Origin of the sequence: Streptomyces sp. Sge12 (assembly GCF_002080455.1) — a bacterium.
Classification (GTDB): domain Bacteria; phylum Actinomycetota; class Actinomycetes; order Streptomycetales; family Streptomycetaceae; genus Streptomyces.
Genome location: NZ_CP020555.1, coordinates 6,002,450 through 6,027,817, shown reverse-complemented (window position 1 = coordinate 6,027,817; position 25,368 = coordinate 6,002,450). Strand labels below are relative to the sequence as shown.

Below are 25,368 nucleotides of genomic sequence, written 5' to 3'. Positions count from 1 at the left end.
AGGGAGTCTAGGGATGGCGAACATCCGGGGGAACTATTTCAGGCCCACAGCCGTATGTGGAATCCGGGCCTTGCCGGGGCGTCTACGACAGCCCGTTGACGGGGTCGAAAGTCACCCGGAGAGTGAGATACGGGACTTCTCGCCCGGGGGTCCCGTCGCGTACCGCTCGGTAGGCATCGGGGGTTCACCGCATGCGCCGCATTCGCTGGGGAGACGTGCTGCTGTCCGCCGTCGCCGCCGTGGGCTGGTCCCTGATCGTGATGGCGGGGGCGGCCGGGCTCGGGCTGCACCTGCTGGGCGCCGACGCCGCGGGAGGTTCGCTCGGGGCGATGACCGCCGCCGCGGTGGTCCTCGCGGTCGGTGGAACCGTGACCCCCTCCGGTGACGTCTCGGCCTTCGGAGCGGTCGGGGCGGGCGCCGAAACCTCCCTGGACGTCATGCCCTTGGGGGTGTCACTGGCCGGGGCGCTGGTTCTGGCGCTGCTGTTCCTGCGTTCGCTGCGGGCCGGGGCGGGGCACGGGGAGACGGCGGCCCGGGTGGCGGCCCTCGCGGTGCTGTTCGTCGCGATGGCGGGCGGTCTGGCGTGGGCCGGGCACGACGTGGTCACCCTGGACGGGACGGCGGCGCTGCCGAGGACCCCGGCGAAGGTGGAGATCCCGGGCATCGGGGACATCGGCGGGCTGCTCCCGGACCGCATCGGGGATCTGATCGAGACCCGGACCCAAGTGGGGTTCTCGGTGGAGCTCGGGCCGACCCTGCTGGGCTCGGGGGTGTGGGTGCTCGCCGTACTGGCGGTCGCGCTGCTGGTCTCGCGGCGCGGGCCGGCGGCGCTGGCCCGGCTGCGCCCGGCCGCCTCGGCGGTGGTGGCGATGCTGCTGGTGGCGGTGGCGGCCGGGTGGGCCGCGGCGGTGTGGGCGGCGCTGGGCGACGACCGTCCCCGGCAGGTGCTGGGCGGTGCGCTGCTGGGGGCGCCGAACGGGAGCGCGCTGGGGGTGCTGCTGGGACTGTTCGTGCCGCTGCACGCCGCGGTCACGGGGGCGCCGGCCCGGCTGCTGCCCGATCCGCTGGACGAGCTGCTGGCGGACTCCGCGCGGGAGCCGGTGACGGTGGCCCGGCTCGCGGAGTACGACGAGCGGGTCTGGCTGCTGGTCGCGGGGGTGGCCCTGTTGCTGCTGTACGCGGGCGTGCTGGCGGCCGTACGGACGCCCGGGCGCGGGATCGCGGGGTGCGCGGTCCGGCTGTCGGCCGTGACCTCTGTGGCCCTGGCGGTGCTGGTGGGGCTGACGGGGTTCTCGGCGGACGCCTCGCTCGCGGTGCTGGGCGTGGACGCGGTGGACGCGGGCGTGGAGCTGCGGGGGGACGTGCTGTACGCGCTGGTGCTGGGCGCGCTCTGGGGTGCGGCGGCCGGAGCGGCGGGCGCGGCCCTGGTTCCCCGGCGGCGGGTGGCCCTCCCGGGCCGGGCCGGCGGGCCGGGACCGGCCCGGGGGTGGCCCGACCCCGAGGCGCCGACGGCCGCGTACCCGGGGGCCCCGCCGTACGGCGGGCCCGTGCGCGGCCCGCGGCCCGGAGCGGGCGGGGAGGCGGACGGCTCATGGGACGTGACGGTGACCGGGGTCCCGCCGTGGTCCCGCAGGCCGCCCGGGTCTCCGGGGCTGCCGAAACCGCCTCGCCGGGAGCCCTTCACCCCGCCTCCCCCGCCGGGGGCGCCGCCCCCGCCGAAGCCCCCGCCCAGGCCTCCGGCGCCGCCGCGGTGAGCCGAGCCCGTCCGCTGCGCGGAGCCGTCCACCACCCGCCCTTGCACCGTTCCCGGGTCCTGAGGCCACGCCGGGGTTCAAGACGTGGGACGGGGGTCCTGGGGCACGGGTCCAGAAGATACGGTGAGGGCACCATGAGCGCATCGCAGACCTACGACGTCCCCACCCTCCTCGTCAAGATCTTCGGCAAGGACCGTCCCGGGATCACCGCCGGGCTGTTCGACACCCTCGCCGCCTACTCCGTCGATGTCGTCGACATCGAGCAGGTCGTCACCCGTGGCCGCATCGTCCTGTGCGCCCTCGTCACCAAGCCCGCCGGAGGCGCCGAGGGCGACCTGCGGGCCACCGTCCACAGCTGGGCCGAGTCCCTCAAGATGCAGGCCGAGATCCTCTCGGGTACCGGTGACAACCGGCCGCGCGGCAGCGGCCGCTCGCATGTCACCGTGCTCGGGCACCCGCTCACCGCCGAGTCGACGGCCGCCATCGCCTCCCGTATCACCGAGAGCGGCGGCAACATCGACCGTATCTTCCGCCTCGCCAAGTACCCGGTGACGGCGGTGGAGTTCGCCGTGTCCGGCGTCGAGACCGAGCCGCTGCGCACCGCGCTGGCCACCGCTTCCGCGCACATCGGCGTGGATGTGGCCGTGGTCTCGGCCGGGTTGCACCGCCGGGCCCAGCGTCTGGTCGTCATGGACGTGGACTCGACCCTCATCCAGGACGAGGTCATCGAGCTGTTCGCCGCGCACGCCGGGTGCGAGGCCGAGGTCGCCGCGGTCACCGAGCGGGCCATGCGCGGTGAGCTGGACTTCGAGCAGTCGCTGCACGCCCGGGTGGCGCTGCTGGCGGGCCTGGACGCGTCCGTCGTGGACAAGGTGCGCGCCGAGGTGCAGCTGACGCCGGGCGCCCGGACCCTGATCCGCACGCTCAAGCGGCTCGGCTACCAGGTGGGTGTGGTCTCCGGCGGCTTCACCCAGGTGACGGACGATCTGCGGGAGCGGTTGGGGCTGGACTTCGCCTCGGCCAACACCCTGGAGATCGTCGACGGGAAGCTGACGGGCAAGGTCACCGGGGAGATCGTGGACCGGGCGGGGAAGGCGCGGCTGCTGCGGCGCTTCGCCGCGGAGGCCGACGTACCGCTGTCGCAGACGGTGGCCATCGGTGACGGTGCCAACGACCTGGACATGCTGAACGCGGCCGGGCTGGGTGTGGCGTTCAATGCCAAGCCGGTGGTCCGCGAGGCCGCGCACACCGCGGTGAACGTGCCCTTCCTCGACGCGGTGCTGTACCTGCTCGGGATCACACGCGAGGAGATCGAGGCCGCCGACCTGGCCTGATCCCCCTGAGCACCGTCGGGCCCCGGCAGCCGCATCGGCTGCCGGGGCCCGTTCGCCGGTGGGGTCCTGGCAGGTGGCGGGGACCCGGTCAGAGGCCCTTGGGGGTCCAGTAGTCGAGGAGTGTGCCCACTCCGTGCTCGACGGACTTCCACGATCCGGTGAAGGAGACCACGGCGAGGGCCGCGGTCGGGAAACCCGTACGGGTCATCCGTGCCAGGGTCTCGCCCTCCGCGCGCCCCGAGAGGGCGTCGGCGAGGGCGTGCATGCCGGGGTTGTGTCCGATGACGAGGAGGTCGGAGACCTCGTCGGAGGTCTCGTTGAGCAGGGCGATGAGCTCGCCCAGCGAGGCGTCGTAGAGCCTCTCCTCGTAGTGGGTCTTCGGACGGTGCGGCATCTCCTGGACGGCGAGCTTCCAGGTCTCGCGGGTGCGGGCGGCGGTGGAGCACAGGGCCAGGTCGAAGACGATGCCGGTTTCGGCGAGCTTCAGACCGACGGCCGGCGCGTCCTTGCGGCCTCGTTCCGCGAGCGGGCGATCGTGGTCGGACACCTCGGGCCAGTCGGCCTTGGCGTGCCGGAGGAGGGCGATCCTGCGGGGTGTGTCGGCGCTCATGGCTCCCAGCTTCGCACGAAACGGGCCATGGAGCGCAGGGTGTTGGGGGGCTCGCCCCCGGCGGGGTGAGCGCGGGGTCAGCCGACGGCGCGCAGGACCTGTTCGGCGACTTGGACGAGGCCGGAGACCTCGCCGGTGGCGGCGTGGGCCTCGCCGGATCCGGCGAGGAGCAGCAGCAGGAGCCCGAAGGCGAGGGCGGGCAGGGCCAGCGCCCACCAGTGCAGCCGGGTGCCGGCGCCTGTGGTGGCGCGGGTGGTGGCGCGGGCCCGGGCCCGGGGGGCGGACGGGCCCGGGGGGAGGGGCCTGAGGTGCGTGGGGGCCGACATGGCCGCCTCCGAGGGTGTGGATCGGACGGACTCGCTGCCTACGAATCTATGGATCCGGGGCGGCGCTTCCCATCCGGGGCACACCCCACTTCACCCTGAGCCTGACCCCCTAGGGGTGGTGGGGTTAGCCCCACCCTCCCCCCGCAGGGCACGGGGTCACGGGGAGGCGATCGTGGCGATCACGGAGATGATCACGGTGACGGCGAGGAACGCGCCGAGCACGAGGCCGAGCTTCTTGCGGCCGTTCTGCGGGTTCGGTTCAAGTACGGGCGACATGCCGGTCAGTCTCGCATGCCGCATTCGTCCTCGATCGTGCGGTCCCGTCCGGCGAGGACGCCCAGGACGATCTGCGGTACGAGCAGTGCGGCCATCAGGGCGAGCGGCAGGTCCCAGCCGCCGCTGTGCTGGTAGAGGGCGCCGATGACGAGGGGGCCGGGGATGGAGATGAGGTAGCCGGTGCTCTGGGCGAAGGCGGAGAGCTTGACCACGCCGGCCGGGGACTTGGCGCGCAGTCCGATGAGGGTGATGACCAGGGGGAAGGCGCAGTTGGAGATGCCGAGCAGGAGCGCCCAGGCCCAGGCGCCGGCGGCGGGGGCGAAGTAGAGCCCGAGGTAGCCGATCAGGCCGAAGAGGCCGAGGGTGACGGCGATGGCGCCCTGGTTCTTCATCCGGGCGGCCAGGCCCGGGATGACGAAGGCGAGCGGGACGCCCATGACCATGGTGACGGCGAGGAGCACGCCGGCGGTGGAGGCCGAGACCCCGGCGTCGCGGAAGATCTGCGGGAGCCAGCCCATGGTGATGTACGCGCCGGTGGCCTGGAGGCCGAAGTAGCAGGCCAGGGCCCAGGCGGTACGGCTGCGGACGACGCGCGGGCCGGTGTCGGCGCCCGCGCCGGCCCGTGCGCCGGGCCCGGCAGCGGCGGCGGCCGCGGCGGTCGCGGCCCGGTCGGCGCGCCGGGAGGCGCGGGCGACGGGCAGCCAGGGCAGTACGGCGACCAGGGCGAGTACGGCCCAGACCAGCAGGCCGGTGCGCCAGCTGCCGCCGAGGGCGGCGGTCAGCGGGACGGTCGCGGCGGCGGCGAGGGAGGTGCCGGCGGCCAGGGACATGGAGTACAGGCCGGTCATGGTGCCGACCCGGTCCGGGAAGTAGCGCTTGACGATCACCGGGAGCAGCACGTTGGTGAGGGCTATGCCGGCCAGCGACAGGGCGCTGGCGGCCAGGAACCCGGCGGCGCCGGTGGCGAAGGGGCGGATCAGCAGGCCGGTGGCGACGGCGGCCATGCCGGCGCAGACGACGGCGGCCGGGCCGAAGCGGCGGGAGAGCCGGGGCGCGGTGACGCCGAAGACGGCGAAGCAGAGGGTGGGGACGGAGGTGATCAGTCCGGCGACGGTGCCGCTCATACCGAGGCCCGTGCGGGTCTCCTCGAAGAGGGCGCCGAGGCTGGTGATGGCGGGCCGCAGGTTGAGGGCGGCCAGCACGATTCCGACGATGAGCACCGGGCCGAGCCAGGTCGGGGCGACGTGGGCGGGGGCGGGAGGCTGCCGGTCAGGGGTGGTGCGCACGACCGCCGCGCGGTTCATGGTCTGGATTTCTTCGTCGGACATTGAACCATCATAGAATCATGGGATGATTGGTTGTCCAGTCGCTCTCGAGAGGAACCCATGCCGCTGACCTCGCCCCGGCGCTCCGCACTCGTCGATCAGGTGATCGCCCAGCTGCGGAACCAGATCACGTCCGGCGAGTGGCCGGTCGGCGCCCGCATCCCGACCGAGCCGGAGCTCGTCGAGCTGCTGGGCGTCGCCCGCAACACGGTGCGCGAGGCCGTCAGGGCGCTGGCGCACAACGGCCTCCTCGACATCCGGCAGGGCTCGGGCACGTACGTCCTCGCCACCAGCGAGCTGGCCGGCGTCATGCACCGCCGCTTCGCCGGGGCCGAGCCGCGGCACATCGCGGAGCTGCGGTCGACGCTGGAGTCCTCGGCGGCCCGGCTGGCGGCGGAGCGGCGCACCGAGCGGGACCTCGTACAACTGGACGCCCTGCTGGCGCGCCGCGAGGAGGCCTGGGCCGGTGGGGACGCGGAGGTCTTCGTGGCGGCGGACGTCAGTCTGCACATGGCGGTGGTGACGGCCTCGCACAACGACGTACTGATCGAGCTGTATGCGGACCTCGGTGATCTGGTGGCCGACTGGCTGCGGACCGATGTCGGTACCGAGCTGCACCCGTCCGCCCATCTGGACCACGCCCGGCTGATCGAGGCGATCCGGCGGGGCGACGGGGACGCGGCGGCCTCGGAGGCGGCGGGCTACCCCTTCGCCTGCCTCGGCAAGGAGGCGACGGAAGCAGGGGAAGCAGAAGAAGCGGGGGAAGGGCGGGAGGAGCCGCTCACGGGCGGCGGTGGCTGACCCAGGCCGAGCGGACCTCTTTCCAGCAGCGGCCGACGAGTTCGGCCCGGCCGGCCGGGCCGACGGCCACGGCGACTCCGTCGCCGTCCACGTCCCACCAGCGGTCGCACTCGACGTGCAGCCGTACGAGGTCGGTCGCCGGGTAGGCGTTGTGGCAGTTCGCCGTCACCTGCGAGCCCTCGATCACGGTGTCGCAGTCGGCTCCGAAGAGTTCACCCCCGGCGGGCCGGGTGGGCTGCGCGGGCGGTTCGGCGGGGATCTCGGCGAGCTCCACGACGGCCGGGGCCGCCGACTCGGGGCCGGGTGCGGGCTCGCCCTCCGGGGGCTGCGCGGCCGCTCCGGGGACCAGGAGTCCGGTCAGGATCACGGACGTGACCAGGACGGATACCACTCGGCTCGGTCTCGCGCGCACTCCTACCTCCTCCCCGCAGGAGCCGAGAAGATCCCGGCCAGGTCAGTTTGCAGGCATCTGTCCCGGTTTTCGACTCGGGAAGATCCGGTCGGCCGGTGAACATGCGATCGAGCGCACCCCCGCGGAACGCGAAACGGCGGCGGCCGCGCCCCCGGAAGGGGAGCGCGGCCGCCGCCGTACGGATGCGGGAGGAGCCGATCGGGGATCAGGCACCCATCGCGTGCAGGCCGCCGTCCACGTGGACGATCTCGCCGGTGGTCTTCGGGAACCAGTCCGACAGCAGCGCCACGACGCCCTTGCCCGTCGGCTCCGGGTCGCTCATGTCCCACTCCAGCATCGAGCGGGAGTTCCAGACGTCCGCCAGCTCCGAGAAGCCCGGGATGGACTTCGCGGCCATCGAGCCGATCGGACCGGCCGAGACCAGGTTGCAGCGGATGTTCTCCTTGCCCAGGTCGCGGGCGAGGTAGCGGCTGGTGGCCTCCAGGGCGGCCTTGGCCGGGCCCATCCAGTCGTACTGCGGCCACGCGAACTGCGCGTCGAAGGTGAGGCCGACGACGGCCGCGCCCTCCGCCGGGAACAGCGGCTTGCAGGCCATGGTCAGCGACTTCAGCGAGAACGCCGAGACGTGCATGGCGGTGGCCACGGACTCGAACGGCGTGTTCAGGAAGTTGCCGCCGAGGGCGTCCTGCGGCGCGAAGCCGATCGAGTGGACGACGCCGTCGAGGCCGCCGAGCTCGTCGCGGACGAGGCCCTCCAGGCGGGCGAGGTGCTCGTCGTTGGTGACGTCGAGCTCGATCACCTTGACCGGCTTGGGCAGCTTCTTGGCGATGCGCTCGGTCAGGCTCGGGCGCGGCCAGGCGGTGAGGATGACCTCGGCGCCCTGCTCCTGGGCCAGCCGGGCGGTGTGGAAGGCGATGGACGACTCCATCAGCACACCCGTGATGAGGATGCGCTTGCCGTCGAGAATTCCGCTCATGGTGATCAGTGACCCATGCCCAATCCGCCGTCAACGGGAATGACGGCTCCTGTGATGTACGCGGCGTCGTCGGACGCCAGGAAGCTCACGGCTGCCGCGATCTCCTCGGGCTGCGCGTAACGGCCGAGCGGCACCTGGCCCACGATGCCCGCACGCTGCTCGTCGGTGAGCACCTTCGTCATGTCGGTGTCCACGAAGCCGGGGGCGACCACGTTGAAGGTGATGTTGCGCGAACCCAGCTCGCGGGCGAGGGAGCGGGCGAAACCGACCAGCGCGGCCTTGGAGGCGGCGTAGTTGGCCTGGCCCGCGGAGCCCATGAGCCCGACGACCGAGGAGATCAGGACGACGCGGCCCTTCTTGGCACGGAGCATGCCACGGTTCGCGCGCTTGACCACCCGGAACGTGCCGGTGAGGTTGGTGTCGAGGACCGACGTGAAGTCCTCCTCGGACATGCGCATCAGCAGCGTGTCCTTGGTGATGCCGGCGTTGGCCACCAGCACCTCGACCGCACCGTGCTTGTCCTCGATCTCCTTGTAGGCCTGCTCCACCTGCTCGGAGTCGGTGATGTCGCACCGCACCGCCAGAACACCGAGCGAGGTGAGCGCCTCCGGCGGCTCACCCGACCGGTACGTGATCGCGACCTTGTCGCCGGCCTCCGCGAAGGCTCGGGCGATGGCGAGGCCGATGCCCCGGTTTCCTCCGGTGACGAGAACCGAGCGGCTCAACGGATCACCCTTTCGCTAGCGGTCTTGAATACCAAAAACCTATAGGTCGCATCGCTCGTACGGAGAATCGACCCCCCACAGGGCCTTGCGACGGGCTCTGTCGAATCCCTACAGAAAGATGTAGGCACAAGGGCCCCGGTCGCGACATGATCGGGGCGACCGGCTCCGACCACGGGAGGACTTCCGTGCCCCATTCCATCGACGCGGCCTTCACCGCGCTGCCCCTGCGGGCGCTCGCCGACGCGGCGCTCGCCCGGGCCCGCGCGCTGGGCGCCGAGCATGCCGACTTCCGGCTGGAGCGGATCCGCAGCGCCTCCTGGCGCCTGCGGGACGCCAAGCCGTCCGGCGGGTCCGACACCACCGACCTCGGATACGCGGTCCGGGTGGTGCACGGGGGCAGCTGGGGATTCGCCTCCGGTGTGGACCTGACCATGGACGCCGCCGCCAAGGTGGCCTCGCAGGCCGTGGCCATGGCGAAGCTGTCCGCCCAGGTGATCAAGGCCGCCGGTTCGGACGAGCGGGTCGAGCTCGCCGACGAGCCGGTGCACGCGGACCGGACGTGGATCTCCGCGTACGACGTGAACCCCTTCGAGGTGCCGGACGCGGAGAAGGCGGCGCTGCTCGCCGACTGGAGCGCGCGCCTGCTGGCGGCCGACGGGGTGGCCCACGTGGACGCCTCGCTGCTCGCCGTGCACGAGAACAAGTTCTACGCCGACACCGCGGGCACCTCGACCACGCAGCAGCGGGTCCGGATCCACCCGCAGCTCACCGCGGTCGCCGTGAACGGCACGACCGGCGAGTTCGACTCGATGCGCACCATCGCCCCGCCGGCGGGCCGCGGCTGGGAGTACCTGACCGGCACCGGCTGGGACTGGAACTCCGAGCTGGAGCAGATCCCCGGGCTGCTCGCCGAGAAGATGCGGGCCCCGAGCGTCGAGGCCGGGCGCTACGACCTGGTGGTGGACCCGTCCAACCTGTGGCTCACCATCCACGAGTCCATCGGCCACGCCACCGAGCTGGACCGGGCGCTGGGCTACGAGGCGGCGTACGCGGGGACCTCCTTCGCCACCTTCGACCAGCTGGGCAAGCTCAAGTACGGCTCCCCGATCATGAACGTGACGGGTGACCGCACCGCCGAGCACGGGCTGGCCACCGTCGGCTTCGACGACGAGGGCGTCCAGGCGCAGAGCTGGGACCTGGTCAAGGACGGCACCCTCGTCGGCTACCAGCTGGACCGGCGGATCGCGAAGCTGACCGGCCTCGGGCGCTCCAACGGCTGCGCCTTCGCCGACTCCCCCGGCCACGTGCCCGTGCAGCGGATGGCGAACGTGTCCCTCCAGCCGGATCCGGGCGGGCTGTCGACCGAGGACCTGATCGGCGGGGTCGAGCGCGGGATCTACGTGGTCGGCGACCGCTCCTGGTCGATCGACATGCAGCGCTACAACTTCCAGTTCACCGGGCAGCGCTTCTTCCGGATCGAGAACGGCAGGCTGGCCGGGCAGCTGCGCGATGTCGCGTACCAGGCCACCACCACCGATTTCTGGGGCTCGATGGAGAAGGTCGGCGGTCCGCAGACCTACGTCCTGGGCGGCGCCTTCAACTGCGGCAAGGCCCAGCCGGGCCAGGTGGCGGCGGTCTCGCACGGCTGCCCGTCCGCGCTGTTCCGCGACGTGAACATCCTGAACACCACGCAGGAGGCCGGGCGATGAGCTCGTCGATTCGCATCACCAAGCCCCACGAGATCGTCGAGCGGGCCCTGGAGCTGTCCACCACCGACGGGTGCGTGGTCATCGCCGACGAGGGGTCGACCGCCAATCTGCGCTGGGCGGGCAACGCCCTGACCACGAACGGCGTGACCCGCGGCCGCACCCTCACGGTCATCGCCACGGTCGACGGCAAGGAGGGCACGGCCTCGGGGGTCGTCTCGCGCTCCGCCGTGACCGCGGACGACCTGGAGCCGCTGGTCCGGGCCGCCGAGGCGGCCGCCCGCGGAGCCGGCCCGGCCGAGGACGCCCAGCCGCTGGTCACCGGGACGCCGGCCTCGCCGGACTTCACCGACGCCCCGGCCGAGACGAGCTCGGCGGTCTTCTCCGACTTCGCCCCGGCCCTCGGCGAGGCCTTCGCCCGGGCCCGCGAGGGCGGCCGGGAGCTGTACGGCTTCGCCAACCACGAGCTGGTCTCCACCTACGTGGGCACCTCCACGGGCCTGCGGCTGCGGCACGACCAGCCGAACGGCACCCTGGAGCTCAACGCGAAGTCCCCGGACCGGCAGCGCTCCGCCTGGGCGGGCCGCTCGACCCGGGACTTCAAGGACGTCGACCCGACCGCGCTGGACGCGGAACTCGCCGTGCGGCTCGGCTGGGCGGAGCGGAAGATCGACCTGCCCGCGGGCCGGTACGAGACCCTGCTGCCCCCGACCGCCGTGGCGGACCTGCTGATCTACCAGATGTGGTCGGCCGCGGCCCGGGACGCGGTGGAGGGGCGTACGGTCTTCTCCAAGCCCGGCGGGGGCACCCGGCTCGGGGAGAAGCTGTCCGGGCTGCCGCTCTCCCTGCGCAGCGACCCGAACGCGCCGGGCCTGGAGTCCGCGCCGTTCGTGATCGCGCACAGCTCCGGCGACGACGCCTCGGTGTTCGACAACGGCCTGCCGGTGCCGGCGACCGAGTGGATCGCGGACGGCCACCTGAACCGGCTGACCACGACCCGGCACTCCGCGGGCCTGACCGGCATGCAGCTCTCCCCCGGCTTCGGGAACCTGGTCCTGGACGCGGGCGGCGAGAAGTCCCTCGACGAGATGGTCGCGGGCACCGAGCGCGGCCTGCTGCTGACCTGCCTCTGGTACATCCGCGAGGTGGACCCGGCGACGCTGCTGCTCACCGGCCTGACCCGGGACGGGGTCTACCTGGTGGAGAACGGGCAGGTGGTCGGCGAGGTCAACAACTTCCGGTTCAACGAGTCGCCGGTGGACCTGCTGTCGCGGGCCTCGGAGGCCGGCCGGACCGAGAAGACCCTGCCGCGCGAGTGGAGCGACTGGTTCACGCGGGCGGCGATGCCGGCTCTGCGCATTCCCGATTTCAACATGAGTTCGGTCAGCAAGGGCGTCTGACCACCTAGAATGTGCGGGTAGACCCCTCATCCGCACCCCTACTCACTCCATCTCTCAAGGAGAGTCACGACCGTGACTGACATCGTCGACGAACTGAAGTGGCGCGGGCTCTTCGCCCAGTCCACCGACGAAGAAGCCCTGCGCAAGGCCTTCGCGGACGGTCCGGTCACCTTCTATTGCGGCTTCGACCCGACCGCGGCCTCGCTGCACGTGGGGCACCTGGTCCAGGTGCTCACCGTGCGCCGGCTCCAGCAGGCCGGCAACCGGCCGCTGGCGCTGGTCGGTGGGGCCACCGGGCAGATCGGCGACCCGCGACCGACGGCCGAGCGGACCCTGAACGACCCGGAGACCGTCGCGAACTGGGTGACGCGCCTGCGCACCCAGATCGAACCGTTCCTGTCCTTCGAGGGCGAGAACGCGGCCCTCATGGTGAACAACCTGGACTGGACGGCGGGCATGTCCGCCATCGAGTTCCTGCGGGACATCGGCAAGCACTTCCGGGTGAACAAGATGCTGACGAAGGACTCGGTCGCCAAGCGGCTCGATTCCGACCAGGGCATCAGCTACACCGAGTTCAGCTACCAGCTGCTCCAGGGCATGGACTTCCTGGAGTTGTACCGGCGCTACGGCTGCGTGCTCCAGCAGGGCGGCTCGGACCAGTGGGGCAACCTGACGGCCGGGCTCGACCTGATCCACCGGGTCGAGCCGGGCGCGGTCGTGCACGCGCTGGCGACCCCGCTGATGGTCAAGGCGGACGGCACCAAGTTCGGCAAGTCCGAGAGCGGGGCCGTGTGGCTCGACCCGGAGATGACCACGCCGTATGCGTTCTACCAGTTCTGGCTGAACGTGGACGACCGGGACATCTCCACCTACATGCGGATCCTGTCCTTCAAGTCCCGCGAGGAGCTTGAGGAGCTGGAGGCGCAGACCGCCGAGCGGCCGCAGGCGCGCGCCGCCCAGCGGGCGCTGGCGGAGGAGCTGACCGCGCTCGTGCACGGCGCCGGCCAGTGCGCCGCCGTGATCGCCGCGTCGAAGGCACTGTTCGGTCAGGGCGACCTGGCGGAGCTGGACGAGGCCACGCTCGCCGCGGCCCTGTCCGAGCTGCCGCACGCCCGGGTCGCGGAGCTGGGCACGGTGGTGGACCTGCTCGCGGAGACCGGCCTGGTCGCGAGCAAGTCGGCCGGCCGCCGGACCGTGAAGGAGGGCGGCGCCTACGTGAACAACGCGAAGGTCATCGCCGAGGACGCGGTCCCCGCCAAGGAGGAGCTGCTGCACGGGCGCTGGCTGGTGCTGCGCCGGGGCAAGAAGAACCTGGCCGCGGTGGAGGTCACCGGCGCCTGACGCGTCGCCACTGCGCCGTGCCACTGTGCCGCGTCCTGCCGCGCAGCACGGCGGAGGGGCCGGTTCGGACTTCGTCCGGCCGGCCCCTTCGTCATGGCCCGCGGTGGGTCACGCCGTCCGCCGCTTGCCCTTGATCGCTCCGTACATCATCTCGCCGAGTCCGACGATGACGACCGCCCCGATCAGCTGCAGGAGGTGCCGGGTCCAGTCGATGCCCTTGGTCTCGCCCACGCCGATCCAGGTGGCGACGGCATTGCCGAGGACGGCGCCGGCGATACCGAAGAGGGTGGTCAGCCACAGTGGCTGGTGCTGCTTGCCCGGCAGGATGGCCTTGGCTATCAGCCCCAGCACGAAACCGACGATGATCGCCCACAACCAACTCATGACGAGCCTCCTCCTGGCGCGTTGTGCGCACGTGGGCCCAGTTTCGACCCGCCCGGCGTACCGCGCATTTCGGGCGGCGCCGTCAGGGGGTCCCCCCTCTCCTCGTGGCGCGGGGGCGGGCGTACCGTGGAAGGGTCCGGGCCGGGAGTGCCCGGTGGGCGATCGGGTGGTGGAGCGTGGAGCGGACGAAGCGGCAGAAGCGGAACGGGGCCGAGGTCTTCCGGATCACCGGTGCGCGGATGGGGCTCGCCGAGGACGTGCGGGGCCGTCAGCGCCGGTACGTGATCTCGATGGCGATCAGGACCCTTTCGGTCATCGCGACCGTGCTGTTGTGGAACGTGCAGCGGCCGGTGGCCATCGTGACGCTCGTCGCGGGCGCCCTGCTCCCCTACGTCGCCGTGGTCATCGCGAACGCCGGGCGCGAGTCGACTCCCTCGCTGCCCTCGCACTTCGTACCGGCCCCCGTGCGGCCGGCGCTGGACGCGGGAAACCTCAAGAAAAGCTCAGATCAATCATGAAGTTCCGGTGCACTGCACCGGGTCCTGCGTGACATACTGCTCACGCGCTCCGCATCCCCCGTCGGAGCGACGGACCGACGCCGGGCAGCTCCCCCCGTGGCTGCTCGGCGTCGCCATTCCGTTCTAATGTGGGGCTGTGACTTCCTCCAGCGCCTCCGGCTCCGACGAGACCCCCACCTGCTCCGCCAAGGGCTGCCGCGACGCGGCCGTGTGGGTCCTGGCGTGGAACAACCCGACGCTGCACACGCCGGAGCGGCGCAAGACCTGGCTGGCGTGCGAGGAACACCGCGAACACCTCTCCCAGTTCCTGGGGGTCCGCGGTTTCCTCAAGGACGTCGTGAAGCTCGACGAGTGGGTGCAGCCGGAGGGCTCGGAACGCCTGCGCTGACCGCGGCCGTTCGCCGACCGCGGCCGCGACCCCGGTCAGCCGCCGATCGCGGACATGGGCCGGTCGGGCTGCAGGAACGACGGGTCGTCGAGGCCGGAGCCGGCCTTCTTGCCCCACATCGCGACCTTCCAGAGCCGGGCGATCTCCTCGTCCGGGGCGCCCGAGCGCAGGGCGGCGCGCAGGTCCGACTCCTCGGTGGCGAACAGGCACGTACGCACCTGGCCGTCGGCCGTGAGCCTCGTACGGTCGCAGGCTCCGCAGAACGGGCGGGTGACCGAGGCGATGACGCCGACGGTGGCGGGGCCGCCGTCGACCACCCAGCGCTCGGCCGGGGCGGAGCCGCGCTCGGCGGCGCCCTCCTCGGTGAGGGTGAAGCGGGTGCGCAGGGACTCCAGGATGTCCCCGGCGGTGATCATGCCGTCGCGCTTCCAGCCGTGCTGGGCGTCGAGGGGCATCTGCTCGATGAAGCGCAGCTCGTACTCGTTCGCCACGGCCCAGGCGAGCAGGTCGGGGGCCTCGTCGTCATTGAGGCCGGGCATGAGCACGGCATTGACCTTGACGGGGGTGAGGCCGGCCTCGCGGGCGGCGGCCATGCCCTCGATGACGTCCTTGTGCCGGTCGCGGCGGGTGAGGGTCTTGAAGACCTCGGGCCGCAGGGTGTCCAGCGATACGTTGACCCGGTCCAGGCCGGCCGCCTTCAGGGCCTGCGCGGTGCGCTTCAGACCGATGCCGTTGGTGGTCAGCGACATCTTGGGGCGGGGCTGGAGGGCCGCGCACTGTTCGACGATCCCGACCAGGCCGGGCCGCAGCAGCGGCTCGCCGCCGGTGAAGCGGACCTCGGTGATGCCCAGCTGCGTGACCGCGATGCGGATCAGCCGGACGATCTCGTCGTCGCTCAGCAGGTCCGACTTGCCGAGCCACTGCAGCCCTTCCTCGGGCATGCAGTAGGTGCACCGCAGGTTGCACCGGTCGGTCAATGAGACGCGCAGGTCAGTGGCCACGCGGCCGTAGGTGTCGAGAAGCACAGTGGGCCCCCTCCCCTGTCCGGAAGTAGAGGTACGCGCGGGCATTGCATCTACTTCACGCGTTCTATTTCGAGACTACGTGACGGGTGTGTCATCCAGAGGTCCCCGAATGAACGAGACGTGACGTGGCCGCGTCGTAGAGATCTACGACGCGGCCACGCTGGGTGTTCGGACGATGTCAGTGCGCCCCTGTTCCGGTGAGGGAGCGGACCTCCAGCTCGGCGAACTTCTGGGGGTCGGCCTCCTCCTTGGACAGGACGGTTCCCAGCCAGCCCAGCAGGAAGCCCAGGGGGATGGAGATGATGCCCGGGTTCTCCAGCGGGAACCAGAAGAAGTCCGCGTCCTTGAACATCGAGGTGGGCTTGCCGGACACGACCGGGGAGAACAGCACGAGGCCGACCGCCGAGATCAGTCCGCCGTAGATCGACCAGAGCGCGCCCCGGGTGGTGAAGCGCTTCCAGAAGAGGCTGTAGAGGATGGTCGGCAGGTTGGCGGAGGCGGCGACCGCGAAGGCGAGCGCGACGAGGCCGGCCACGTTCAGGTCGCGGGCGAGCGCGCCCAGGCCGATGGCGACGGCGCCGATGACGACGGTGGACCAGCGGGCCGCGCGCATCTCCTCCTTCTCGGTGGCCTTGCCCTTGCGGATCACGTTCACGTACAGGTCGTGCGCGAAGGACGAGGAGGAGGCGAGGGTGAGGCCCGCGACGACGGCCAGGATCGTGGCGAAGGCGACCGCGGAGATCACGGCCAGCAGGATGGCGCCGCCGGTGGAGTCGGGGCCGCCGCCGACGGCCTGGGCGAGCAGCGGTGCGGCGGTGTTGCCCGCCTTGTTGGACTTGATGATCTCGTCGCGGTCGAGCAGCGCCGCGGCGCCGAAGCCGAGGGCGATCGTCATCAGGTAGAAGCCACCGATGATGCCGATGGCCCAGAGGACGGACTTACGGGCGGCCTGCGCGGTGGGCACGGTGTAGAAGCGGATCAGGATGTGCGGAAGCCCCGCGGTGCCGAGGACGAGGGCGAGGCCGAGCGAGATGAAGTCCAGCTTCGAGGTCGAGTCCTTGCCGTACTTGAGCCCGGGTTCGAGGAACTTCACCCCCTGTCCGCTGTTGTCGGCGGCCGTGCCGAGCAGGTCGGAGACGTTGAAGTTGAACTTCAGCAGCACCAGGAAGGTGATCAGCAGGGCGCCCGCGATCAGCAGCACCGCCTTGATCATCTGCACCCAGGTGGTGCCCTTCATCCCGCCGATGGTCACGTAGAGGATCATCAGGACGCCGACCAGGGCGACGACGGCCACCTTGCCGGTGTCACTGGTGATGCCCAGGAGCAGCGAGACGAGCACGCCGGCGCCGGCCATCTGGGCGAGCAGGTAGAAGATCGAGACCACGATGGTGGAGGTGCCGGCGGCGGTGCGGACGGGCCGCTGGCGCATCCGGTACGCGAGGACGTCGCCCATCGTGTAGCGGCCGGAGTTGCGCAGCGGCTCGGCGACGAGCAGCAGGGCGACCAGCCAGGCCACGAGGAAGCCGATGGAGTAGAGGAAGCCGTCGTAGCCGAAGAGGGCGATGGCTCCGGCGATGCCGAGGAAGGACGCGGCGGACATGTAGTCGCCGGAGATGGCCAGGCCGTTCTGGAAGCCGGTGAACTGGCGCCCGCCCGCATAGAAGTCGGCGGCGCCCCGGGTCTGGCGGCCGGCCCAGACCGTGATGATCAGGGTGGCGACGACGAACAGCCCGAACAGGGTGATGATCAGCGGCCGGTGCTCGGAGGCTCCCGCGGCCACCGTCGTCAGGTGGTACGTACCGCTCATTCGGCGGCCTCCATCCGCGCCTTGATGGCCTCGGCCTTGGGGTCGAGCTTCGCGGCGGCGTGCCGTGCGTAGAGCCAGGCGATCAGGAAGGTCGTCGCGAACTGGGCGAGGCCGAGCACGAGGGCGACGTTGATGTTGCCGAAGAGCTTGGTCCCCATGAAGCCGCCCGCGTAGTTGGACAGCAGGACGTAGAGCAGGTACCAGGCGATGAAGGCCACGGTGAGCGGGAAGGCGAAGGAGCGGTAGGAGCTGCGCAGTTCGCCGAATTCGGCGCTCTGCTGGACGCTCGTGTAGTCATCTGCCGTGGGGCCCGCCAGAGGCGTTCCCGCGCTGCCCGGTGGCGGCGCTGCTTCGGTGGTCACGGGGGGATCTCCTTGTGACGCGGGTGCGGTGGGGACGACGGACAAAACAGCCTCCGTGTGGGGGGGACGGTGGTGCTGAGCCCCCCTGTCAACGGCACGTACGGCGTGTCGGGACGGTTCAACACCCTCTGGATCCGGTGGAACTGATTTCTCGAACTGATGGCGCAGAGGCGAACAGCGACGCTAGGTTCCCTTGTCATGCACCCGCCCGACGCGACCGCGTGCGGGCGGCTTCTCGAAGATGATCTGGAGAACCCATGGATCAGCTGGGGTCACGTGCGCCCAAGAAGCGCCATCGTGCTCTCGCCGTACCGGTCGGCCTGGCGCTCACCGCTTCGCTCGCCTTCCTGCCCGCGGTCTCGGCCTCCGCCGCCCCGCTGGGCAACACGGCCGACGCGGCGGCGGCCTCGAAGGCCGACACCTCCGGCCCCAAGCTGTCGTACGTGGCCAACTTGAACGCGTACGCCTCCGTGAAGGCGGCGAAGAAGGCGATCGAGCGGGCCGGTGGAACGGTGGTGACGGCCTATGAGCAGATCGGGGTCGTCGTCGCACACTCGCAGAACCCGGACTTCGCCAAGCAGCTGCGGGCCCAGCGCGGCCTCTTCGTGTCGGTCGGCGCCACCCGGACGGCCCCGATGTCGGCGGTGCAGACCACCGAGGAGGGCACGACGCAGCAGCTGAGCCCGGCGGACGCCGCGAAGGCGGCGGCAAGCGCCCAGGAGGGTCAGGAGCCGCTGGAGCCCAACCAGTGGGACCTGCGGACGATCAAGGCCGACAAGGCTCACAAGATCAACGATGGCAGCCGGAACGTCACGGTGGGCATCATCGACACGGGTGTCGACGACACCCACCCCGATCTCGCCCCGAACTTCTCCAGGAGCCAGTCGGCCAACTGCGTGGGCGGCGTCGCCGACACCACCGAGGGCGCCTGGCGCCCGTACGCCGACGGCAGCGACCACGGCACGCACGTCGCCGGCACCATCGGGGCCGCGCGCAACGGCATCGGCGTCAGCGGCGTCGCGCCGGGCGTGAAGATCGCCGCGATCAAGGTGAGCGAGCCCGGGACCAGCCTCTTCTACACCGAGGCGGTCGTCTGCGGCTTCATGTTCGCCGCCGAGAAGGGGATCGAGGTGACCAACAACAGCTACTACGTCGACCCCTGGCTCTTCAACTGCAAGTCCGACGACGACCAGAAGGCCCTGGTGGAGGCCATCGGGCGGGCCACCAAGTACGCCGAGCGCAAGGGCACGCTCCACGTGGCCTCGGCCGGCAACTCCAACCAGGACCTGGCGGCCGACTCCCTCGTCGACGAGACCAGCCCGAACGACACCACCCCGGTGCCGCGCACCATCGACCCGAAGGTCTGCCTCGACCTGCCGACGCAGCTGCCGGGCGTGGTCACCGTCTCGGCGACCGGCGACAAGGGACTGCGCTCGTACTACTCCAGCTACGGCCTCGGGGTCGTGGACGTCGCCGCCCCCGGCGGCGACAAGTGGCAGGTCCCGAACACCCCGGACGCCAACGGCCGCGTGCTGTCCACCGTCCCGGGCGGGGCCTACGGCTACAAGCAGGGCACCTCGATGGCCGCCCCGCACGTCGCGGGCGTCGCCGCGCTCCTCAAGAGCGCCCACCCGTCGGCCACGCCCTCGCAGCTCCAGGCGATGCTGAAGGCCCAGTCCACGAAGGCGTCCTGCCCGACCCAGATCTACGACGCCGCGGGCACCCTGATCGACGCCACCACCTGCGCGAGCAAGTGGGGCCAGACGGGCTACTACGGCTACGGCGTGATCGATGCCTTGAAGGCCGTGAAGTAGCACCGTTCGCACGGCGCTGACGCGGAACGCGGCGGACGGGCCGGGCGGGGGGGGTCACCCCGCCCGGCCCGTCCGTTTCAGCCGTTCCGCTTCAGCCGTTCGGCCCGCTACGGCTTGATCATGACCTTGAGCGCGCTGCGGTCGTCCATCGCCCGGTAGCCGTCCGGGACCTCGTCCAGGGACACGGCCCGGTCGAAGACGGGCGCCGGGTCGATCGCGCCGCTCAGCACGTCCTCCAGCAGCTCCGGAATGTAGGCGCGGACCGGGGCGACACCACCGCGCAGGGTGATGTTGCGGTCGAACATGAGGCCCAGGTCGAGGCCGGTGCCGCTGCCGTGCGGGACGCCGACGTAGCCGATGGCCCCGCCGTCGCGGGTGATGTTCACGGCGGTGCGCATGGACTGCTCCGTGCCGACCGCCTCGATGACCGCGTGAGCGCCCCGGCCGCCGAGGAGCTCGCGCACGGCCGCCTCGGCCGCCTCGCCGCGCTCGGCGACGACGTCGGTGGCGCCGAAGAGCTTGGCGATGTCGGTACGTACGGCGTGCCGGCCCAGTGCGATGATCCGCTCGGCGCCCAGCCGCTTGGCGGCGAGGACGCCGCACAGGCCGACCGCGCCGTCACCGACGACGGCGACCGTGGAGCCCTCGCGCACGCCCGCGCCGAGCGCCGCGTGGTGACCGGTGCCCATGACGTCGGACAGCGCGAGCAGCCCGGTCAGCAGGTGGTCGTCCGAGACGGCGTCGGCGGGCAGCTTCACCAGGGTGCCGTCGGCGTGCGGGACGCGGACGGCCTCGCCCTGGCCCCCGTCGTGGCCGACCGAGCCCCAGAAGCCGCCGTGCTCGCAGGAGGTGAACAGGCCCTCGGTGCAGTACTCGCAGGTGCCGTCCGACCACATGAAGGGCGCGACGACGAGGTCTCCGGCGCGCAGGCCGGACACGGCGGAGCCGGTCTCCTCGACGACGCCCAGGAACTCGTGGCCGATGCGCTGGCCGGGCTGGCGCGCGGCCTCGCCGCGGTAGGCCCACAGGTCGCTGCCGCAGATACAGGCACGCAGGACGCGGACGACGGCGTCCTCGGGGCGCTGGATCGCAGCGTCGGGCACCTCCTCCACGCGTATGTCGTGCGGGGCGTGGATGACGGTGGCGCGCATGGTGGTGCAGTCCTCCGGATCGGGATTGTTCAGTCCTGTACGACTGACGTCCTCCCTACCGTACGCCTGCTGCTCGCGGGGTCGTGCCGGTGGCCAGCAGGTACTGGGCGGCCAGGTAGGTGGCCATGATCCAGAAGTCCGGGCGGGGCAGCTGGGGCCAGTCCGCGACCCCGGTGGCGATCAGGGTGTCGGAGAGCAGGAACAGCGCACCGCCGATCCCGGCGCGCAGGCCGAGGGCGCTGGAGCGGAACGCCATGGCGGTGAGCAGCAGGCTGTAGCCGGCCACCGGGATCCGCAGGCCGGCCGGGAGATCGGACCAGAGCAGGGCGACGGTGCCGAGGAGCGCGAGCAGGTACGCGCCACCGAGCAGCGGGTTCGCGGGCCGCTTGCCGAACAGGACGAGATAGCAGACGTGCCCGACGGCGAAGGAGCCCATGCCGATGAGGAAGGCGGGCTCGGCGTCGAAGAGCAGGGCCAGGTCCCCGCCCCAGCCGAAGAGCAGGGCGGCGAGCAGCAGGCGGGGCGCGCCGCGGGTGGCCATGTGGGCGACCAGCAGGGGCATCAGCAGCGGCTTGGCGATGACGTGGCCGAGGTGCCAGCCGGCCAGCAGCGACACGAGGTCGACGGCGGCTGCCACGGCGAAGGCGGCGAGGGCGAGGCGGCCGAGGCGCTGCCGGCCGGCGGGCGCGCGGTCGCCGGCCCAGGAGGGGGCGGGGCGGCCCGCGGACTCGGCGGCGCGGTCCGCGGTGCTGTCGGCGGTGCTGTCGGCGGTGCTCACGCGCTGGTCTCCTGCACGGACGGCCGGGTCTCCGCGGCGGCTTCCTGACCGGGGACGGGGGCGGGAGTGGAGGCCGGAGCCGGGGCGGAGGCCGGGGCCGGGGCGGAGGCCGGGGCCGGGGCGGTGGGGTTTCCGGCCGGGGCCGGCTGCCAGCCCGGGCCGCGGAAGACGCGGCCGGCGCGCTCGCTCCAGCTGCCGGCGGCGCGTACGTCGCGGGCGATGGCGGCGTACTCGTGGGTGGCCACGCGCAGCGGGTTGTGGGTGTCGATGTTCTTGGTGAGCCCGTAGACGGGCCGGTCGGTCTCCCCCACCCAGGACCCGAACATCCGGTCCCAGATGATCAGGATGCCGCCGTAGTTGCGGTCCAGGTAGCCGCCCTGCGAGGCGTGGTGGACCCGGTGGTGGGAGGGGGTGTTGAAGACGTACTCGTAGGGCCGCGGCAGCTTGCCGATGCGCTCGGTGTGGACCCAGAACTGGTAGAGCAGGTTGAGTCCGTAGCAGAACGGGATCGCCGCCGGGTGCACGCCGAGGGCCACCATGGGCAGGTAGAACCACCAGGTGGTGGCGCTGGTCCAGGGCTGGCGCAGGGCGGTGGTGAGGTTGAACCGCTTGCTGCTGTGGTGCACCACGTGGCAGGCCCACAGGATGCGGATGACGTGGTGGAGGCGGTGCTGCCAGTAGTACAGGAAGTCCTGGACGAGCAGCATCAGCAGGGCGGTCCACCACAGGAACGGCACGCGCAGCGGGGTCAGTTCGTAGACCGCGGTGAAGACCGCGACGACCGGGATCTTCCAGAGCAGGTCGAAACCGATGCTGCCGAGCCCCATGGTGATGCTCGTGGCGGCGTCCTTGGTGTCGTAGCCGGCGGCATCGTCGTCGGGATGGAGCCGGTAGCTCACCACCTCGATGACGGTGAGCAGCACAAAGGCAGGTATGGACCACAGCACGACATCGGGCAGGTTCGGCATGTCCCGCACCATAGAGGCGCTCTCGGGGGTGCCGCTAGGGGTTGTTACCGATCGGTATCCATCGGGGTTACCCGCGGTTCGCGAGATGATGTCCGAGCCGAGGGGAAGGCGGGGGATGACGGGCTTCGAGACGGTTCTCTTACGGGTGGCGGGCACGGCGGCGACGACGCTGGTGAGGTCCCTCCTGACCCGGGCCCCGGGCGCGGGCCTGACGGGGAAGCCGGTACGTCCGGCCGCGCCGTGGCGCCGGCCGGTGGAACTGGGCGACGCCGAGCTCCGGCGCCTGACCGAAGCCCTGGCGGAGCGCCTCGGCCCGGAATGCGCGGCACTGCCCGAGCACGAGCGGCTGGCGGCACTGGACGCGGTCGGCGACGCCTTCGCGGCGCTGGGCCCCCTGGACCCGGAGTCCCTCTTCGCGGCGGACCTCGACCCGGCGGCCGTGGCGGCGGCGGTCCCGTCACCCCCGGCGGGCCTGAGCGGGGCCGCGGAGGCCCTGTACGGACGGCTGGTGCGGCTGTGCTGCGCGCACGCGGTGGAGTACGTGACCACCCTGCCGGGCTTCGGCGCCCGGGCGGACGTGGAACTGGTCCGCCGGACGGGCGAGTTGGCGCGGGCGGTGGACCGGCTCGGCGCCGCCGGGGACGGGGCGGCGTACGCCTTCGAGGAGCGGTACGCGCGGTACGTCGCCGAGACCCACGGCCGGCTCCAGCTCTTCGGCCTCACCCTCAGCCGCTCCCGCCGGGAATGGCCGCTGGACGTGGCGTACATCAGCCTCGCGGTCAGCGGCGAGCAGGGGTTGCCGGGGGAACCGGAGCTCCACCGGACCCAGGTCCGGGCCGAGCAGGCCCTCGCCTCGGCCGACCGGGTCCTGCTGCGGGGCCCGGCCGGCTCGGGGAAATCCACCCTGGTCCAGTGGCTGGCGCTCCATGCCGCCCGGCAGACGGACGGTCCCTGGAGCACCTGCGTCCCGTTCGTCCTGCGACTGCGCTCCTTCACCGCGTCGGGCGACCTGCCCCTGCCGGAGGACTTCCTGCGCGCGGGCGCGGTCCCGTTGTCGGCCCCGCCCGGCTGGGTGGAGGACCTCATGCTGAGCGGCCGGGCGCTGGTCCTGGTGGACGGCGTGGACGAGGTCCCGCAACGACTGCGCGCCCGCACGGAGACCTGGCTGCTCTCGCTCGTCGCCGCCTACCCGAAGGCGCGGTACGTGGTGACGACGCGTCCGTCCGCCGTCCCGGAGGACTGGCTCGCGGGCCTCGGATTCGCCACCCGCACGATGCAGCCGATGGAGCGGAAGGACGTCCGGGCCTTCATCGGCCACTGGCACGCGGCGGCCCGGGCGCAGGGCCAGGAGGTCGACGCGTACGAGGCTTCGCTCCTGGCGGCGGTCGCCTCCCGGCGGGACCTGGCGCGCCTGGCCACCAACCCGCTGATGTGCGCCCTGCTCTGCGCGTTGAACCAGGACCGGCGCATGCAGCTCCCCCGCGCCCGCAAGGAGCTGTACGACGCGGCGCTGGACATGCTGCTGGTCCGCCGGGACACCGAGCGGGAGATCAGCGGGGTCGAGGGGGTCTACCTCACCCGGGAGGAGCAGATCGCCCTGCTCCAGCGGTTCGCGTACTGGCTGATCCGCAACGGCCAGGTGGAGGTGGGCCGTGACGAGGCCGCCGCCATGGTGGGCGAGTGGCTGGAGTCGATGCCGCAGGTGGGGGCCCAGGGCGGCGCGGAGCAGGTCTTCGCGCACCTGCTGATCCGCAGCGGTGTGCTCCTGGAACCGGCGCCGGGCTCGGTGGTGTTCGTCCACCGCACCTTCCAGGACTACCTGGGGGCCAAGGCCGCCGTGGAGTCCCGCGACTTCGGCCTGCTGGTCAAGAACGCCCACGACGACTCCTGGGACGACGTGGTCCGGATGGCCGTGGGCCACGCCCGCCCCGACGAACGCACCCGCCTGCTGCGCGGCCTGCTCCGCCGCGCCGACAAGGTCAAGGGCGCCCGCACCCGGCTGGTCCTGCTGGCCGCAGCCTGCCTGGAGCACGCACCGGAACTGGACCCCGGGGTACGGGAGGACGTGCGGGCGCGCACGGCGCACCTGTTGCCGCCCCGCACCCGCGAACAGGCGCGGCAGCTCGCCGACGTCGGCGAGCTCGTCCTGGAACTCCTGCCCCCGGAGGCCGATCTCGACGAGGACGAGGCAGAAGCCGTCGTCCGTACGGCGGGGTGGATCGGCGGACCGCGCGCGCTGGAGGTCGTCGCGCGCTTCCGCCACGACACCCGGTTGGGCGTGGCCTTCGCGCTGTCGGACGTCTGGGCCCACTTCCCCGCGCAGGAGTACACCGAGGCGGTGCTGTCGACCGCCACTCTGCCGGGGTCGTACCTGCTGGTGAGCACCGAGGAGCAGGCGGCCCGGGTCGGGCGGCTGACCCACCTGAAGCGGATCAACCTGCACTGGGCTCCCGGTCTCCCGGCGCTGGTCGCGCAACGCCCGGACCTCGAGCACCTCTTCGTGTACCGCAACGACGGGCTGACCGACCTCTCCCTGCTGGCGCCCATGGACCGGCTGGCCTTCCTGGGCCTGTCGATGTGCCCGAACGTACGGGACCTCGCGCCGCTGTCCCGGCTGCCGCTGCGCGAACTGAGTCTGGTCGGGCTGCCGGCCGGTCTCCCGCTGGAACCGGTGCGCGGGCTCCCGCTGGAGAGGCTGACCCTGGGCTACCGGACCTCCGCCGACCGGGTCGGCGACCTGCCGCTCCCCGAGGGGCTGCGGGGGCTGCACCTTCTGCAGGGAGCGGCCGCTCTGTCGCTGGAGGGCCTGGAGCGCATCCCCGGACTGACGAGCCTGTCGATCGTCGGCGACGACCGGTTCGACGAGGTCACCGAGGTGGCCGCGCCCGCGCTCACGCACTTGGCCGTCGCCGCCGCGGCGCCGGACCTCGGCCGGCTGCTCCGGTACCAGCAGTTGATCGCCCTGACGCTGAACGAGTGCACCGTCGGCGACCTCGCACCGCTGCGGTCCCTGCTCGGACTCAGGTTCCTCATCCTCAACCACTGCGAGGGGAGTCCCGACCTCACCCCGCTGGCCGACCTGGACCGCGTCACGATCACCCTGTTCGGCGGCGCGGCCGTCACCGGCGCCGAGCTCTTGCCTCCGGAGCGGCTCAGGCTGCGCGGGTCCTGAGCCGCTCCCGCGGGA

The 25,368-nt window shown here is 72.0% G+C and carries 24 protein-coding genes; 10 read left to right on the top strand and 14 right to left on the bottom strand.

Annotated features, from left to right (window positions below; translation table 11 throughout):
* The first annotated feature begins 191 nt into the window (after window positions 1–191).
* Window positions 192–1,754, top strand: a complete 1,563-nt coding sequence (locus tag B6R96_RS27045) for a streptophobe family protein (RefSeq protein WP_081523887.1) — start codon at window positions 192–194, stop codon at window positions 1,752–1,754.
* Window positions 1,755–1,888: 134 nt separating this feature from the next.
* On the top strand, window positions 1,889–3,088 hold the full coding sequence (gene serB / locus B6R96_RS27040; RefSeq protein ID WP_081523886.1) for a phosphoserine phosphatase SerB: 1,200 nt from the start codon (window positions 1,889–1,891) through the stop codon (window positions 3,086–3,088).
* Between the two features lie 88 nt (window positions 3,089–3,176).
* On the opposite strand, the gene B6R96_RS27035 is transcribed toward serB, so the two are convergent.
* The 4 genes from B6R96_RS27035 to B6R96_RS27025 form a co-directional block, all read right to left on the bottom strand.
* Window positions 3,177–3,698 (bottom strand): SixA phosphatase family protein, encoded by a 522-nt coding sequence (locus B6R96_RS27035; RefSeq protein ID WP_030386470.1) that lies wholly within the window; start codon window positions 3,696–3,698, stop codon window positions 3,177–3,179.
* 77 nt (window positions 3,699–3,775) lie between these two features.
* The gene (locus tag B6R96_RS27030) at window positions 3,776–4,024 is read right to left on the bottom strand and encodes a hypothetical protein (protein WP_081523885.1); all 249 of its coding nucleotides are present in this window, start codon (window positions 4,022–4,024) and stop codon (window positions 3,776–3,778) included.
* A 156-nt stretch (window positions 4,025–4,180) separates the two neighbouring features.
* The gene (locus B6R96_RS38490) at window positions 4,181–4,300 is read right to left on the bottom strand and encodes an SGM_5486 family transporter-associated protein (RefSeq protein WP_252120216.1); all 120 of its coding nucleotides are present in this window, start codon (window positions 4,298–4,300) and stop codon (window positions 4,181–4,183) included.
* A gap of 5 nt (window positions 4,301–4,305) precedes the next feature.
* Window positions 4,306–5,628: a CynX/NimT family MFS transporter gene (locus B6R96_RS27025; protein WP_081523884.1), complete on the bottom strand. Its 1,323-nt coding sequence runs from the start codon at window positions 5,626–5,628 to the stop codon at window positions 4,306–4,308.
* 57 nt (window positions 5,629–5,685) lie between these two features.
* Between B6R96_RS27025 and B6R96_RS27020 the strand changes: the two genes are divergently transcribed.
* The gene (locus B6R96_RS27020) at window positions 5,686–6,426 is read left to right on the top strand and encodes a FadR/GntR family transcriptional regulator (RefSeq protein ID WP_081523883.1); all 741 of its coding nucleotides are present in this window, start codon (window positions 5,686–5,688) and stop codon (window positions 6,424–6,426) included.
* On the opposite strand, the gene B6R96_RS27015 is transcribed toward B6R96_RS27020, so the two are convergent.
* The 3 genes from B6R96_RS27015 to fabG form a co-directional block, all read right to left on the bottom strand.
* A complete protein-coding gene (locus B6R96_RS27015) occupies window positions 6,407–6,838 on the bottom strand; it encodes a hypothetical protein (RefSeq protein ID WP_030386474.1) in 432 nt (143 codons plus the stop codon). The genes B6R96_RS27020 and B6R96_RS27015 overlap by 20 nt on opposite strands.
* Window positions 6,839–7,043: 205 nt before the next feature.
* The gene (gene fabI / locus B6R96_RS27010) at window positions 7,044–7,814 is read right to left on the bottom strand and encodes an enoyl-ACP reductase FabI (RefSeq protein ID WP_030386475.1); all 771 of its coding nucleotides are present in this window, start codon (window positions 7,812–7,814) and stop codon (window positions 7,044–7,046) included.
* Between the two features lie 5 nt (window positions 7,815–7,819).
* Window positions 7,820–8,539, bottom strand: coding sequence for a 3-oxoacyl-[acyl-carrier-protein] reductase (gene fabG, locus B6R96_RS27005; RefSeq protein ID WP_030386476.1), 720 nt, complete (start codon window positions 8,537–8,539; stop codon window positions 7,820–7,822).
* A gap of 185 nt (window positions 8,540–8,724) precedes the next feature.
* On the opposite strand from fabG, the gene B6R96_RS27000 reads away from it, so the two are divergent.
* The 3 genes from B6R96_RS27000 to tyrS all read left to right on the top strand — a co-directional run bounded on the left by B6R96_RS27000 (window position 8,725) and on the right by tyrS (window position 12,986).
* Window positions 8,725–10,248, top strand: a complete 1,524-nt coding sequence (locus tag B6R96_RS27000; protein WP_053173045.1) for a TldD/PmbA family protein — start codon at window positions 8,725–8,727, stop codon at window positions 10,246–10,248.
* Entirely contained in the window at window positions 10,245–11,645 is a 1,401-nt protein-coding gene (locus B6R96_RS26995) for a metallopeptidase TldD-related protein (RefSeq protein WP_081523882.1), read from the top strand. Before B6R96_RS27000 ends, B6R96_RS26995 begins: the two co-directional genes overlap by 4 nt.
* A 72-nt stretch (window positions 11,646–11,717) precedes the next feature.
* Entirely contained in the window at window positions 11,718–12,986 is a 1,269-nt protein-coding gene (gene tyrS, locus B6R96_RS26990; RefSeq protein ID WP_081523881.1) for a tyrosine--tRNA ligase, read from the top strand.
* Window positions 12,987–13,094: 108 nt separating this feature from the next.
* Here tyrS and B6R96_RS26985 read toward each other — a convergent pair whose 3' ends face one another.
* Window positions 13,095–13,370 carry a GlsB/YeaQ/YmgE family stress response membrane protein gene (locus B6R96_RS26985; protein ID WP_030386480.1) on the bottom strand — a complete coding sequence of 92 codons (276 nt, stop codon included), beginning with the start codon at window positions 13,368–13,370 and terminating at the stop codon, window positions 13,095–13,097.
* A 239-nt stretch (window positions 13,371–13,609) separates the two neighbouring features.
* Between B6R96_RS26985 and B6R96_RS26980 the strand changes: the two genes are divergently transcribed.
* Entirely contained in the window at window positions 13,610–13,888 is a 279-nt protein-coding gene (locus B6R96_RS26980) for a DUF3099 domain-containing protein (RefSeq protein ID WP_051779274.1), read from the top strand.
* A 136-nt stretch (window positions 13,889–14,024) separates the two neighbouring features.
* A complete protein-coding gene (locus B6R96_RS26975; RefSeq protein WP_030386481.1) occupies window positions 14,025–14,276 on the top strand; it encodes a hypothetical protein in 252 nt (83 codons plus the stop codon).
* A 35-nt stretch (window positions 14,277–14,311) separates the two neighbouring features.
* Here B6R96_RS26975 and moaA read toward each other — a convergent pair whose 3' ends face one another.
* The 3 genes from moaA to B6R96_RS26960 form a co-directional block, all read right to left on the bottom strand.
* The gene (moaA, locus tag B6R96_RS26970) at window positions 14,312–15,301 is read right to left on the bottom strand and encodes a GTP 3',8-cyclase MoaA (protein ID WP_237291530.1); all 990 of its coding nucleotides are present in this window, start codon (window positions 15,299–15,301) and stop codon (window positions 14,312–14,314) included.
* Window positions 15,302–15,479: 178 nt separating this feature from the next.
* Window positions 15,480–17,108 carry a solute symporter family protein gene (locus B6R96_RS26965; RefSeq protein ID WP_081523880.1) on the bottom strand — a complete coding sequence of 543 codons (1,629 nt, stop codon included), beginning with the start codon at window positions 17,106–17,108 and terminating at the stop codon, window positions 15,480–15,482.
* A complete protein-coding gene (locus B6R96_RS26960) occupies window positions 17,105–17,470 on the bottom strand; it encodes a DUF485 domain-containing protein (protein ID WP_030386484.1) in 366 nt (121 codons plus the stop codon). Before B6R96_RS26960 ends, B6R96_RS26965 begins: the two co-directional genes overlap by 4 nt.
* A 257-nt stretch (window positions 17,471–17,727) precedes the next feature.
* On the opposite strand from B6R96_RS26960, the gene B6R96_RS26955 reads away from it, so the two are divergent.
* Window positions 17,728–19,284 carry a S8 family serine peptidase gene (locus B6R96_RS26955; RefSeq protein ID WP_081523879.1) on the top strand — a complete coding sequence of 519 codons (1,557 nt, stop codon included), beginning with the start codon at window positions 17,728–17,730 and terminating at the stop codon, window positions 19,282–19,284.
* Window positions 19,285–19,391: 107 nt separating this feature from the next.
* Here the strand turns inward: B6R96_RS26955 and B6R96_RS26950 are convergent, their stop codons facing one another.
* The 3 genes from B6R96_RS26950 to B6R96_RS26940 form a co-directional block, all read right to left on the bottom strand.
* Complete coding sequence (locus B6R96_RS26950; protein ID WP_081523878.1) at window positions 19,392–20,435, bottom strand: zinc-dependent alcohol dehydrogenase family protein; 1,044 nt, start codon at window positions 20,433–20,435, stop codon at window positions 19,392–19,394.
* A 55-nt stretch (window positions 20,436–20,490) separates the two neighbouring features.
* Entirely contained in the window at window positions 20,491–21,072 is a 582-nt protein-coding gene (locus B6R96_RS26945) for a lysoplasmalogenase (protein ID WP_237291704.1), read from the bottom strand.
* A 137-nt stretch (window positions 21,073–21,209) separates the two neighbouring features.
* Window positions 21,210–22,181 (bottom strand): sterol desaturase family protein, encoded by a 972-nt coding sequence (locus B6R96_RS26940; RefSeq protein ID WP_081525277.1) that lies wholly within the window; start codon window positions 22,179–22,181, stop codon window positions 21,210–21,212.
* A gap of 115 nt (window positions 22,182–22,296) precedes the next feature.
* On the opposite strand from B6R96_RS26940, the gene B6R96_RS26935 reads away from it, so the two are divergent.
* A complete protein-coding gene (locus B6R96_RS26935) occupies window positions 22,297–25,353 on the top strand; it encodes an NACHT domain-containing protein (RefSeq protein ID WP_081523876.1) in 3,057 nt (1,018 codons plus the stop codon).
* Window positions 25,354–25,368: the final 15 nt, after the last annotated feature.